Annotated in this window: 10 protein-coding genes; 5 read left to right on the top strand and 5 right to left on the bottom strand. The window is 58.5% G+C overall.

Annotation, left to right across the window (positions count from 1 at the left end):
• Positions 1-2 precede the first annotated feature (2 nt).
• Positions 3-764 carry a 16S rRNA (uracil(1498)-N(3))-methyltransferase gene (locus WNY37_RS10475; RefSeq protein ID WP_342973340.1) on the bottom strand — a complete coding sequence of 254 codons (762 nt, stop codon included), beginning with the start codon at positions 762-764 and terminating at the stop codon, positions 3-5.
• A gap of 57 nt (positions 765-821) precedes the next feature.
• Here WNY37_RS10475 and WNY37_RS10470 point away from each other — a divergent pair, with 57 nt between their 5' ends.
• From WNY37_RS10470 to WNY37_RS10460, 3 genes are all read left to right on the top strand, one after another.
• On the top strand, positions 822-2,186 hold the full coding sequence (locus tag WNY37_RS10470; RefSeq protein WP_342973339.1) for an NAD-dependent succinate-semialdehyde dehydrogenase: 1,365 nt from the start codon (positions 822-824) through the stop codon (positions 2,184-2,186).
• A gap of 26 nt (positions 2,187-2,212) precedes the next feature.
• Complete coding sequence (locus tag WNY37_RS10465) at positions 2,213-3,193, top strand: 4-hydroxybenzoate octaprenyltransferase (RefSeq protein WP_342973338.1); 981 nt, start codon at positions 2,213-2,215, stop codon at positions 3,191-3,193.
• Positions 3,194-3,288: 95 nt separating this feature from the next.
• Positions 3,289-3,957 carry a DsbA family oxidoreductase gene (locus WNY37_RS10460; RefSeq protein WP_342973337.1) on the top strand — a complete coding sequence of 223 codons (669 nt, stop codon included), beginning with the start codon at positions 3,289-3,291 and terminating at the stop codon, positions 3,955-3,957.
• A 1-nt stretch (position 3,958) separates the two neighbouring features.
• Here the strand turns inward: WNY37_RS10460 and WNY37_RS10455 are convergent, their stop codons facing one another.
• Genes WNY37_RS10455 through WNY37_RS10440 form a run of 4 tightly spaced genes read right to left on the bottom strand, consistent with a single transcriptional unit; the run spans position 3,959 to position 9,709 of the window.
• Positions 3,959-5,773 carry an ABC transporter ATP-binding protein gene (locus WNY37_RS10455; RefSeq protein ID WP_342973336.1) on the bottom strand — a complete coding sequence of 605 codons (1,815 nt, stop codon included), beginning with the start codon at positions 5,771-5,773 and terminating at the stop codon, positions 3,959-3,961.
• The gene (locus WNY37_RS10450; RefSeq protein ID WP_342973335.1) at positions 5,724-6,842 is read right to left on the bottom strand and encodes an inositol monophosphatase family protein; all 1,119 of its coding nucleotides are present in this window, start codon (positions 6,840-6,842) and stop codon (positions 5,724-5,726) included. Before WNY37_RS10450 ends, WNY37_RS10455 begins: the two co-directional genes overlap by 50 nt.
• Positions 6,829-8,181 (bottom strand): TldD/PmbA family protein, encoded by a 1,353-nt coding sequence (locus WNY37_RS10445; protein ID WP_342973334.1) that lies wholly within the window; start codon positions 8,179-8,181, stop codon positions 6,829-6,831. The genes WNY37_RS10450 and WNY37_RS10445 overlap by 14 nt, the downstream gene beginning before the upstream one ends.
• A 52-nt stretch (positions 8,182-8,233) precedes the next feature.
• Positions 8,234-9,709 carry a pyridoxal-dependent decarboxylase gene (locus WNY37_RS10440; RefSeq protein ID WP_342973333.1) on the bottom strand — a complete coding sequence of 492 codons (1,476 nt, stop codon included), beginning with the start codon at positions 9,707-9,709 and terminating at the stop codon, positions 8,234-8,236.
• 126 nt (positions 9,710-9,835) lie between these two features.
• Here WNY37_RS10440 and WNY37_RS10435 point away from each other — a divergent pair, with 126 nt between their 5' ends.
• Both WNY37_RS10435 and trmFO read left to right on the top strand, forming a co-directional pair.
• Entirely contained in the window at positions 9,836-10,915 is a 1,080-nt protein-coding gene (locus WNY37_RS10435; RefSeq protein ID WP_342973332.1) for a DUF2855 family protein, read from the top strand.
• Between the two features lie 32 nt (positions 10,916-10,947).
• Positions 10,948-12,360 (top strand): methylenetetrahydrofolate--tRNA-(uracil(54)-C(5))-methyltransferase (FADH(2)-oxidizing) TrmFO, encoded by a 1,413-nt coding sequence (gene trmFO, locus WNY37_RS10430; RefSeq protein WP_342973331.1) that lies wholly within the window; start codon positions 10,948-10,950, stop codon positions 12,358-12,360.
• Positions 12,361-12,413 lie beyond the last annotated feature (53 nt).

The raw sequence follows: 12,413 nt of genomic DNA, 5'->3' as shown, positions 1-12,413 counted from the left end.
CCCTAAGCGATCCGCGAGTCTGGCAGATAGGGATGTTCCCTCCAGTCGCCAACCATTGACTGCCACAGGGTTAACGCGGCAACCGCCGCCGTTTCTGCTCGCAATATACGGGGGCCAAGCGTGACGGGCACGACAAAGGGAAGACTGCGGATCCTGCGGCGCTCGTTTTCTGAGAAACCGCCCTCCGGCCCGATAAGGACGCCTGCTGGGCCAAATTCCGTTTCGGCAAGGGTTTGCGCCATGGGCTTCGCCTCACCCGCTTCATCGCAATAATAGAGCATTCGCGCCGGGTCCCAACCATCGAGCGCGCTGAACAGGGACACATCGTCAGCCACGATCGGCACATCCATTCGTTCGGTTTGTTCGGCCGCCTCAATCACAACAGACTGAAGCCGGTCTGACCTCACACGCGAAGATTGAGTGCGTTCCGTCATCACGGGCTGGATATGCTGGACCCCAAGCTCGCACGCTTTTTCGACGACAAAATCGGTTCTCGTCTTTTTCAAAGGTGCGAACATCAAGGTGAGGTCTGGCGCTGCGACCTGTGGCCTCGTCTGCTCTTCAGGTATGACAAACACCTTCTTGCCGCTTGCCTGGCTCAAGCTGGCCCGCCATTCACCGTCCTTGCCATTGAATAATCTGACCATTGCGCCATCGCTGAGGCGCATCACACGGGTCAGATACTTCCCCTGATTCTCGTCGAGTTGGACGTGGCTTCCAGCTGATAAAGGAAGGCTTACAAATATTCGCGGAACGGAACTCATGGGCCCCATATAGGCTTCACACTTGTAAGAGTTAAGAGACCCGAAAGGCAGAAAATCATGACAGTGCGTTCAGTAAATCCCGCGACGGAAGACGTCATCGAAGAATTCGAACCGCATTCGGACGTCGACGTCGACCAGGCCCTCGCCGTCGCCGAAGAACGCTACGCCTCCTGGCGCCTGACAGGTTTTGACGAAAGGTCGCGCCTGATGCACGCGGCAGCAGACGTGCTGGAGGACCGCAAAGACAATTTTGCGCATCGGATGACGCTGGAGATGGGTAAACCTTTGAAACAAGCCGTCGCTGAGGCTGAAAAGTGCGCCTGGGTTTGCCGCCATTATGCCGACCACGCTGAGGAATACCTCAAAGACGAGACAATCGGTACAGATGCCAAGACGTCTTATGTCCACAACCTGCCAATCGGTCCGGTCTTGGCGGTCATGCCATGGAATTTTCCGTTCTGGCAGGTTTTCCGGTTCGCAGCGCCTGCGCTTATGGCCGGGAATGTCGGCATTTTGAAACACGCATCCAATGTCTGGAGGTGCGCCCTCAATATTGAAGACGTGTTCAGCGAAGCGGGCTTTCCTGCTGGATGTTTCCAAACCCTATTGATTGGTTCTGACAAAGTGGAGCAGGTCATTCGCGACCGCCGGGTTCGCGCGGCCACATTGACGGGCTCGGGGCCAGCGGGAAGTTCGGTCGCGTCGATTGCGGGGGACGAAATCAAACCGACCTTGCTGGAACTTGGTGGAACTGATGCTTTCATCGTCATGCCGTCCGCCGACATCGAAGCGGCTGTTGAAACGGCGGTCGATGGCCGCACTCAGAACAACGGCCAGTCCTGTATCGCCGCCAAAAGGTTCTTTGTTCACGCCGATATTTACGACGATTTCCGCACCCGTTTCATAGAGAATATGAGCGCTCTCAAGGTGGGTGATCCCATGCAAGAGGACACGCAAATCGGGCCACTCGCGATGAAAGCCATTCGTGACGATCTCGCCGAACAGGTAAAAAAATCGATCTCTTGCGGGGCCAAGCCTCTGATCGATACCCAGTCCTTGCCTGATACTGGTTACTGGTTTGCCCCACAGATACTTGAGGACGCCCCCGACTCAGCGCCTGCCAGCTATGAGGAAATGTTTGGGCCTGTCGCTTCTCTTTGGAAGGTGTCTAATCTCTCCGAAGCCATCGCCCGCGCAAACGATAGCGAGTTCGGCTTGGGATCTGCGATCTTCACCTCCGACAAGGGCGAGATTGAGGTCGCAGTGCGCGACCTGGAAGCAGGGTCGACCTTTGTGAACGCGAAGGTCGCAAGTGATCCGCGTCTGCCCTTTGGCGGCGTGAAGGCATCCGGTTATGGCCGTGAACTTGCGCGCGATGGCATCTTGTCGTTTGTGAACCGGAAGACAGTGTCTATCGCCTAGCAGGTAAAATTCGGTATAGGGGCGCCATGAACGATTCAACAAAGACTCATGACGATCCGGATCCAATCGAGGCCGAGTTCACAGAGAAGGCGGAACCGTCGGCGAAAGCGCCCGCCGACAGCGCCCTCCCCGTGTGGCTGACATCGCTGCCGGACCGATTCAGACCTTACGCGGCCCTTGCCCGACTGGACCGTCCAATCGGGACGTGGCTTGTGCTACTTCCGACGCTGATCGCGTTGTCGTACACACGCATCGCGACGGGCTTCCTGTGGATCGACCTTTGGTGGGATGTGCTGTTCGTCGTCGGTGCCGTAACCATGCGTGGCGCTGCCTGCACCTGGAATGACATCACTGACCGCGAATTTGATGCGAAGGTGGAACGGACGGCGAACCGTCCCCTCCCCTCTGGCGACGTCAGCGTCAGAAATGCGTATATTTTTCTCGGCGCTCAGCTCCTGCTGGCTTTTCTCGCCTGGCTTTGCCTGCCACTCGATGCAAAGATTGTCGCCTTGCTCGCGATCCCGCTCATCACCTCATACCCATTCATGAAGCGCGTCACCTGGTGGCCTCAAGCCTGGCTCGGTTTCACGATCAACTGGGGCGTTCTGGTTGCCGCTGCCACAGCCATGCACGTCTCATTCGGGACGATCCTTCTCTATTTCGGCTTTGTCTGTTGGACGATCGCCTATGACACGATTTACGCGATTCAGGATGAAGAAGACGACGCGCTGATCGGCGTTATGTCGACCGCCCGCTTGTTTGGCGATCGGGTGCTGACCTGGTCGTTCTGTTTCTTTCTCGGCGCGGGAGCCTTCTTTGCAGCAGCATCAGCAGCAGCTGGGGCGCCGCGTATAGGCGCTCTGGCTGTCATCGGCTTCCTTGTTCACGCTGTCTGGCAGGTCAACCTTGTCGGCAAGGACAAGACTGCGGCGCTTCGCGTTTTCAAGTCGAACGCTTTTGCGGCCCTGATCCTCCTCATCGGCTTCACCGTCGCAGCAATCCTGTAGGAGAGGGTCGGAAAGAAAGGCGCCGCAAGCTTGTATCGCGCCGGCTGAGCCCCACCTTCTGAAACCAGGAAGGCAATGTGCAAGGAGGCGCCGCGATGACCAAGCTAACCATAGAAATGGTGTCCGACCTCGTATGTCCCTGGTGCTGGCTCGGCCTGAGACGCATCCGCGAAGCCATCAATCTTGTGCCGGAAGTCGACGTCGAACTCCTGTTCAGACCATTCGAACTCGACCCGTCGATTCCGGAAGGCGGCGTGAATTACCGCGATTACATGGCCAAGAAATTCGGCCCCGAAACCGAAGACAGCCGCTGGGCAAGCATGCGCCAGGCTCTGATTGAGTATGGCGAGGCCGAAGGCATTCCATATCATTTCAATGATGTGAAGCACCGCCCGAACAGTTTCAACGCACATCGTCTTGTTCGCTGGGCTCAGGGACAAGGCAAGGGTGCCGAGGCCAAGGAAGCGCTATTCTCGGCTTATTTCGAACACGCCCGCGATATTGGACAGGATGAAGTGCTGGCTGACATAGGCGAAGAGATCGGCCTCGAGCGGGAGATTATCGAGAAACTGCTCGCCTCTGACGCCGATGTCGAGGAAACAAAAAAAGAAGAAGAGCTTTTCCGAGAGATGGGCATTGGCGGCGTACCGACATATATCGCCATGCGCCGTGTTGCCGTTCAAGGTGCTGAGTCCGCTGAAAAGCTGGCGAAGTTCATCCGCGCCACCGCAGCACAGATGCCGCAAGAGCGTGGATATGGATGAGCTAGCTTAGCTGAAGCTCGACGAGCTTCTTGTACGCGCCGCCGAGGCGCATCAGCTCCTCGTGCGACCCGTCTTCGACCAGCTTGCCGTCTTCCATAACGATGATCCTGTCGGCTGCACGGACGGTCGATAGTCGATGCGCAATAATGAGCGTCGTTCGATCCTTCGAAAATTCATTAAGAGCCGCCTGCACCTTCGCCTCGCTCTCGGCATCCAGAGCGGACGTGGCTTCGTCCAGCAAGAGAATCGGCGCTCCCCGGAGTATTGCTCTGGCAAGCGCAATACGTTGGCGCTGACCGCCTGAAAGGCTGCGCCCCATTTCACCGACAGGTGAATCATAGCCGCCGGGCAGTGTCAGGATAAACTCATGCGCATTGGCGGCCTCTGCAGCGGACCTGATCTCGTCACGCGTGGCACCAATCTTTCCAAGCGCGATGTTGGCAGCAATCGTGTCATCGAAAAGAAGCGCTTCCTGCGCGACGAGCGCTGTCGCCTGACGCAGGGATTTCCCGGTAAAAGCTCTGATGTCGTTTCCATCAATAGCCACTACCCCGGAAAGCGGATCATAAAGGCGCAATAAAAGATTGAAAACAGTGGACTTTCCGGCACCCGAAGGCCCGACCAAGGCAACCGTCTCACCCGGATTGGCCGAAAAGCTTAGACCGCTGAGCGCCGGAGAGCCGTCCGGATAGACAAAGTGAACATCTCTGAATTCCACGCCGCCACGTGCGCCTTCAAGCGTTTTGGCACCTTCACGGTCCGAAATGCTGGAGTCCGCATCAAGAATTTCAAACACACGGTCCGCAGCGGCCCCGCCTTCCTGAGCAACCGCGTTCAAAGTTCCCAGAGCTCGCAATTCCGGCGCCGCGACTGCCACGGCGCCGATAACACCAACAAAATTGCCAAGTGATGTATCGCCCTGCGCGATCCGCCAGGCCGTGAGCGCGAGAATGCCGACGAGAGCCAAACCACCCGTGATTTCCAGAATGGGATCGACGGCCGCCTTGTCCGTCAGGACCTTGAGAAAAAGCCGGGAACGCTCGACGAATCCCTTTTTGGCGCGGGCCTTCTGATAATCCTCAAGCCCATAGGCTTTCACCACCCGCGACGACTGAAAGCTCTCCGACAAAAGCGACGCGACTTCCCCGATCTGTTTCTGGGCCTTTTTCGAGCGCTTCCGAACGCGGTTGCCGAGCGCAATGACCGGACCGAAGGCGAGTGGATAAATAACCAGCAGCACCAGCGTAAGCTTCCAGTCCATGATCAGCATCGTGATCAGAACTCCGATGACGGTGAGCACGCCCTTGGTGAGATTGTTGGCCAAGCGAAGCCCAGCCTCGCGCAACGCGTTGATATCATTAATGAAGCGAGATACGAATCCGCCGGACCGGTCGTTGGAAATGCGGGCGAAGTCGCCATCTGTCAGCGAGTCGAATTGATCGGCCTGGATGTCGACAATCGCCCTTTGAACGCCGGTATTATTGGCGAGCGTCATGCCATAAAGGGAAAGTGATCGTACGATTGCAGCCATGGCAATAATGCCAATCAGCAACCACAATCCTGTTGGCACCGTTGTATTCACCGGATCCGCGAGACGCTCAAGTCCCTCGACGACCAGCTTCAGCAAATAACCGTACGACGCTGCTGCGATTGACGTCAGTGCCGCGCACCCTGTGCCCAGCGCAAACCAGCCCCAGTGTGAACTGAAGCGTTCACGGATCAGCCGATAAAGGCTGCGCGCACGAGGTTTGTGCGCTTTTTCCGCCTTAGACGTGATGGTGCGACCCCGTTTCCGGGTCGAGAAGACGGTGCGCATGCAGGATGAAATATCTCATCTCGGCATTGTCGACCGTGCTTTGCGCAGCAGATTTCCAGGCATCATAAGCGGCCTTGTAGCTGGGAAATGCGCCGACGAAATCGATCTTTGAAAGGTCTTCAAATTCGACACCGCTCACGTCTTTCAGTTCACCGCCAATAACCAGATGAAGAAGCTGCTTTGCTTCTGGCATGTCCGCCATGGGTCTTTGCTCCGTTGTTTCAGTCTTTTCGAATGGACGCACCGTCCAGTTCGGATCGGGCAGCCTCACGCCTTTGACGCGCTCCACTAACAGAGGATGCAGAGCCTTTCCAGCCGCGATCAAACTCCTTTGTGCAGGTTCGCTGCGATTGAACAGAAAGGGTTCTCCCAGATGCGTGGTCGCCAGTCCACCCGCCTCCTCAACAATGATACTCCCAGCGGCGAGGTCCCAGTCGGATTTCCGCCACAGGGCGAGGGTCGCATCCCATTTGCCGGTGGCCACCCAGCACATCCGGAGCAGCGTTGCATTCGGCTTGGGATTGGCCAGTTCCATTTTCGGCCACGGCACGCGCCAGGCTGGATGGGTCAGCATCGACTCGGCCGCGATCATCCTGCAGCCTTCTTCCTCATTGCAGGCACTGGTCTTGAGAGGCTTACCATTGAGAAAAGCCCCCTTCCCCCATTCGGCAATGTAGGTCTCACCAAGAAGTGGCGCATGCACGACGCCGGCAACCGCTCGGCCTCGTTTAATCAGAGCCAGGCCAATACACCAGTATGGCTGCCCGCTCATGAAAGCCCGCGTTCCGTCGATCGGATCGACACACCAGACTGTCTCTTCCAGCTGGGTCGACTTTGACAGCGCCGTCTCCTCCGAGAGCCAGCCATAGTCGGGACGCGCCGTCATCAGACGATCGCGAATCAGTTTGTTGGATTCGATGTCAGCTTCCGTCACCGGATGACCAGGGTACTTTTCCCAGGTTGGTGTCTGGCCTCTTTCAAAATAGGCGAGGGCCAAACTGCCTGCCTCGACCGCGACCTCTCTCAGAAGCCTTGTCTCTTCGGAAAAGCCAGCGTCAGTTTCCTGCAATCGACATATCCTCGATGAGAAGGCTCGGCGCATTGTTGCGACCGCGGAATTCAAGATCAGACGCAGGAACCAAGCGCGCAAACATTGCCGGCAAGTCGCCCGCAATCGTCACTTCCGACACTGGGTACTGCACTTCCCCGTCTTCATACCAGAACCCGGCCACGCCAACCGAATAATCGCCTGTATTCGGATTGATCGATGGACCAAACATGTCGGAGACCAGCAAACCTTTACCCGTCGCCTTCATCATCTCTTCTGGCGACTGCCGCCCAGCCTCGATGTGGAGATTGGACGTCCCAACGCCGGGCGGGTTACCAAAGCCGCCACTGGCAAAGCCATTTGGCTCCATGCCGAGCTGCCTGGCCGAGGCTGTGTTGAGCAGCCAGCGCGTCAGCACGCCATTCTCGACAAGGTGTGTCCGCTCAACCGGCAGGCCTTCACCATCATGGTTCCGACACCCCAGTGCTTTTTCGAGGAAAGGATCATCAATCAGATTTACCCCCTCTGCGAAGACAGGCTGACCCAGCCTGTCTTTCAGAAAGCTGACACCGCGGGCGACGGATGGCCCCGAAATCGCGCCGAGAAACGCGCTCATCAAACTTGTCGAGACCCGCTTGTCATAGATAACGGCCGCCTTCTGGGTCTTTACCTTACGCGGGCCCAGCCGCGCAACGGCTCGTTCGCCAGCCGTTCGCCCAATCTCTGCGGGCGACGGTCGATCCGCCATCTTGCGCACACTCCAGCTGTCATAGTCGCGTTCCATGGCGCCATCGCGTTCAGCGACCGCCGCGAGGCCGAGCCCGGTAGATCCACCCGACAGATAGGCACTGAATCCATTGCTGGCGGCGACCCATCGCTCCGACTGGCTCCAGCCATTGCCGCACCCACCGACAGTTTTAACGCCGGGAACTCCAAGGGCCGCTGCCTCTGCTTCGATCGCATCTCTTTCCAGCGTCTCCAGCGCGATCTCCCCGTCGCCAGACAGGTCGAGCTCTGGTGGATCCGTCGCGAGACGGTCCGACGGCGCGAGACCGGCATACTTGTCCTCCGGCACCGCTTTCGCCATAGCGACGCAGCGCTCTGCCATGGTCGTCAAAGCGTCGTCCGAGAGGTCGGAGCCGGACACATGCGCCTGCTTCTGGCCGAACAGAACACGCAGTGAAACACCGCGCGATTCAGATCGCTCCACATTCTCCAGCTTTCCGTCTCGAACATCCACGCTCACGCCTTCGGAGAAGCCAAGGCTGCAATCAGCTGCGCTAGCCCCTGCTTTCAGCGATGTATCGATGAGTTTCTGAAGAATATCCGCCGGCGGCGTCTTGAATGAAGATGATGTCATGCCTTGCAGTTAGCCCCTGCCCTGCCCAGCCACAACGCCCAAAGCACTCAATTTACACATTGATGGCTGATGCCGCCTCCGGGGCGGTACGAACAATAGCATCAATGAGCACGTCGATATCACTCATTCGCGTGCGATGGTTGGTTATGTTGACGCGAATGGCGAGGCGCCCGCCAATCCTGGTCCAGGAAGGCGCTGCGATGCCCGCTTCCTGCAAACGAATAACAATCTCCTGATTGAGCGCGTCCAGATCATCTTCCGACATGTTTTGACGAACATAGCGAAAGCAGCAAATGCTGGTTTCAATCGACGCCATCCGCTCCAGCGATTCGTGCGCATCGATGCAACTGGCAAGGTACTCGACTTGCTGGCAATTGCGCGTGACGACCGCGCCAAGACGCTGAGGCCCAATTTCCTTCAGGTGCGCCCAGACTTTCAGCGCGCGAAAGCCTCGTGACAGTTCCGGACCGAACTCCACCGGCCAAGGGCTTGCTGCAGCCAGGCCTCTGTCGACGCCTGAAAGGTATTCCGGGAGATCAGAGAAGGCGCGGCGGTGGAACGCTCCGTCACGAACCAGAACGAACCCGGCATCATAGTTGACCTGCAGCCACTTATGAAAATCGAAGGCGATTGAGTCAGCCCGCTCGATGCCTTCGAGCTTCGGCTTCAGGTGGTCGCTGAGAATGCCCGCGCCGCCGAACGCCCCATCCACATGAAACCAGAGCGCTTGTTTGGCGCATAGCGCTGCCAAATCCGCCAGTGGGTCGATGGATCCGGCGTTGACTGTGCCCGCTGTCCCTATGACGACGAAGGGCGTGTCGCCCGCCGCACGGTCCGCTTCGATCATCGATTCCAGTGCGGCGACGTCCATCTTCAGGTCTGCATCGCATGGCACTCGGCGAAGGGCATCCGTGCCGAGCCCCAGCATGTCGAACGCTCGTGCATTGCACGCATGCGCTTCAGCGGAAGCATATCCAACGAGTTGGCCGCCCGCGACGCCAGCTTTTCGGCTTCGGAAATCGAGGGCCACATCGCGAGCGACTTTCAAGGCAACAATCGTCGCCATTGAAGTCCCCGAAACAACCAGCCCGCTGGCGTTTTCCGGAAAAGAGAACAGGTCTCTCACCCAACGGATAATCTGGCGCTCGACATGGATCGCGGCATGATCGCGTCCGCCTGTATTCGCATTCATCGCGGCCGCTGCAATGTCAGCAATCAGACCGCCTGGTGTCCCGGCACCGTGTACCCAGCCGAAGAAACGCGGATGCGTGTTACCAACACCATAGGGCATGAGTTCTGAAATCGCCGCATCGGTCGTATTCGGTCCTGCACCATCAACAGGCAGGTCGGCCTGTAATGCCGCCATCAGGTCTTCCGGAACAGGCGTCCAGACACGCCCCTCAAGTGCGGCCTCCATCTGGTCGACCGCGCGCTCAACCATGGCGTGGGCCCGCGCTCTGAAGGCCTGCCAGTCTTGTGGATCAAGCGTTGCGTCTGAGCGGGTGGTATCGTCTTCGTTCACTCTCATTGGTATCCAATAGCGAAACTGTCTTCACAGTGCAGCCCGTCAAACGCGCTACCTATGCGCGCGCATTCGCATCGCGTAAGCTTCGGCGAAGAGCCGATGACGGCCATCTCAAGCAAGGGAACAGGAATGGCCGAACAGCACTGGATTTCAAGGAGCAATATTCGCGACACCAAATGGGTCGAAACAGAGCAGGCCTTGGACGCGGGCAACGTGCGCTTGAAACCCGACGCTTTCGCGCTCACGGCAAACAACGTGACCTATGCGACATTTGGCGGGCCGCCGATGAAGTATTGGGATTTCTTTCCAGCCGAAGATCCCGCTTATGGCCGGGTGCCTGTCTGGGGTTTTGCAACGGTGGATGAATCGACCGTCGACGGAATTGAACCGGGTCGGCGCGTGTACGGCTATTTTCCGATTTCGTCCGAGCTTATCGTGACGCCGGTGAAATTGAACGAAGGCGGCTTTTCCGACGGGGCACCACACCGTAAGGAGCTGGCGCCCATCTACAACGCCTATTTCTTCACTGACACCGATCCGATTTATGTCGCCGAAAGGGAAGCAGAGCAGATGCTTTTTCGCCCGCTCTACATGACGGGCTGGATGATTTGCGACAGCCTGATGAGTGCTGACAGACCGCCCAAAACGGTCATTATTTCAAGCGCTTCGTCCAAGACGGCGCTCGCAACAGCGCACGGCCTGCACCAAGGCGGCGTTAAAACCATCGGCCTGACCTCGCCCGGCAATACTGGCTTTGTCAGAAGCTCGGGACTCTACAGCACAGTCATGACCTATGATGATGTCGCCGATCTCTCACCTGATGCGCCCTCCGCCTATGTGGATTTCGTCGGTCGCCCCGCTTTGACTTCTGCCGTGCATTCCGCCTGCGGTGACGCCCTGGCTCGCAGTCTCGTGATCGGTATGACGGATTGGGAGAGTGATCGATCACCGCAAGCCGACCTTTCAGGGCCTACGCCCGAGTTCTTCTTCGTGCCGACCTATGCTGCCGAACGCGCCAAGCAACTTGGCCCGGCGGTCCTCGCCAGCAAGACACAGGAAGACATGCGGGCCTTCTACGCCGCCTCCCGCAAGTTCGTCACGCCCGAAACAGTTACGGGCAAGGACGCAATCAGCAAAGCCTGGGCGGATACCGTCGAGGGTAACGTCGCGCCCGACCGCGGACTGATCTGCAAGCTTTATGTGGGTTGACCGGTGGGCTCGCGCGCGCCACATCGCGCCTTATGAGCATAAAACCGATCCACATCATCGGCGGCGGCATGGCCGGCTCCGAAGCAGCCTGGCAGGCGGCCAATATGGGCGTGCCTGTCATCATTCACGAGATGCGCGGCGTTCGCGGCACCGAAGCGCACCAGACCGACAAGCTGGCCGAGCTCGTCTGTTCGAACTCGTTCCGGTCTGACGATCACACGTCAAATGCGGTCGGCGTCCTGCATGAAGAGATGCGCCGGGCGAACGGGCTGATCATCACCAAGGGCGCAGACCACCAGGTCCCGGCCGGGAGCGCGCTGGCGGTCGACCGCGAAGGTTTTTCTGAAGATGTCACAGCAACGCTGGAGGCCCATCCTCTGGTCACCATCGTGCGCGAGGAGATTGATGGAATTCCGCCCGAAGACTGGGACAGCGTCATTATCGCGACCGGGCCGCTGACGTCGATCAAGCTCGCCGAAGCGATCCGCGCGCATACCGGCGAGGAAGACCTGGCCTTCTTCGATGCCATCGCGCCGATCGTCTATTTCGACAGTATCGACATGGACAAGGCGTGGAAACAGAGCCGCTATGACAAACCCGGACCGCATGGCGACACGGCGGCCTATATCAATTGCGGCATGAATGAAGAGCAGTACAACGCCTTCATCGACGCGCTGATCGCTGGCGAGAAGACCCAGTTCAAGGATTGGGAAAAGGACACACCCTATTTCGAGGGCTGTCTTCCTATCGAAGTGATGGCCGAGCGCGGACGCGAGACGCTGCGCTTCGGGCCGATGAAGCCGGTTGGCCTGACCAATCCGCATGATCCTGACGTGAAGTCTTACGCGGTGGTGCAGCTGCGCCAGGACAATGCCCTCGGCACGCTGTGGAACATGGTCGGTTTCCAGACCAAGCTGAAATATGGCGCGCAATCGGACATCTTCCGGATGATCCCGGGGCTTGAGAACGCCCAGTTCGCGCGGCTTGGCGGCATTCACCGCAACACATTCCTGAACTCGCCGAAGCTGCTGGATGTGCAGCTGCGGATGAAATCCATGCCCCGCCTTCGGTTTGCCGGACAGGTGACGGGCGTGGAAGGCTATGTCGAAAGCGCGGCCATGGGCCTGCTCGCCGGGCGGTTCGCTGCTGCCGAACGCCTCGGCCAGGAGCTAGCGCCGCCACCGCCAACGACAGCGCTCGGCGCCCTGATCGGTCACATCACGGGCGGCCACCTTGAAGGCAAGCAGAGCTTCCAGCCGATGAATATCAATTTCGGCCTCTTCCCCGATCCAGACCCGGAGACGATTCCGAAGAAGGATGAGGAAGGCAAACGCCTGCGCGGCAAGGCCAAGGGCCGCGCCAAGAAGGGTGTGCAGGCGGTACGGGCGCTTGAAGACATTCAGGCCTGGGTGGAAGCGCAACGCGCGGGCGTGGCGGCGGAATAAGCGCCGCCGTGAAACCTCTGTTTTTGTTGCAATGGCGGTTCCTTTATACTCGG

It is taken from the genome of Henriciella sp. AS95, assembly GCF_038900055.1.
Lineage (GTDB): Bacteria > Pseudomonadota > Alphaproteobacteria > Caulobacterales > Hyphomonadaceae > Henriciella.
Note: the sequence above shows the minus strand (reverse complement) of the source record. Positions and strands in the feature narration are given on the sequence as shown.

Bases quoted from the DNA above. Each gene is read 5' to 3' on its own strand.
- WNY37_RS10465 (WP_342973338.1), top strand. From the start codon at position 2,213: ATGAACGATTCAACAAAGACTCATGACGATCCGGATCCAATCGAGGCC.
- trmFO (WP_342973331.1), top strand. From the start codon at position 10,948: ATGAGCATAAAACCGATCCACATCATCGGCGGCGGCATGGCCGGCTCC.
- WNY37_RS10445 (WP_342973334.1), bottom strand. From the start codon at position 8,181: ATGACATCATCTTCATTCAAGACGCCGCCGGCGGATATTCTTCAGAAA.
- WNY37_RS10475 (WP_342973340.1), bottom strand. From the start codon at position 764: ATGAGTTCCGTTCCGCGAATATTTGTAAGCCTTCCTTTATCAGCTGGA.
- WNY37_RS10470 (WP_342973339.1), top strand. From the start codon at position 822: ATGACAGTGCGTTCAGTAAATCCCGCGACGGAAGACGTCATCGAAGAA.
- WNY37_RS10455 (WP_342973336.1), bottom strand. From the start codon at position 5,773: ATGCGCACCGTCTTCTCGACCCGGAAACGGGGTCGCACCATCACGTCT.
- WNY37_RS10460 (WP_342973337.1), top strand. From the start codon at position 3,289: ATGACCAAGCTAACCATAGAAATGGTGTCCGACCTCGTATGTCCCTGG.
- WNY37_RS10435 (WP_342973332.1), top strand. From the start codon at position 9,836: ATGGCCGAACAGCACTGGATTTCAAGGAGCAATATTCGCGACACCAAA.
- WNY37_RS10440 (WP_342973333.1), bottom strand. From the start codon at position 9,709: ATGAGAGTGAACGAAGACGATACCACCCGCTCAGACGCAACGCTTGAT.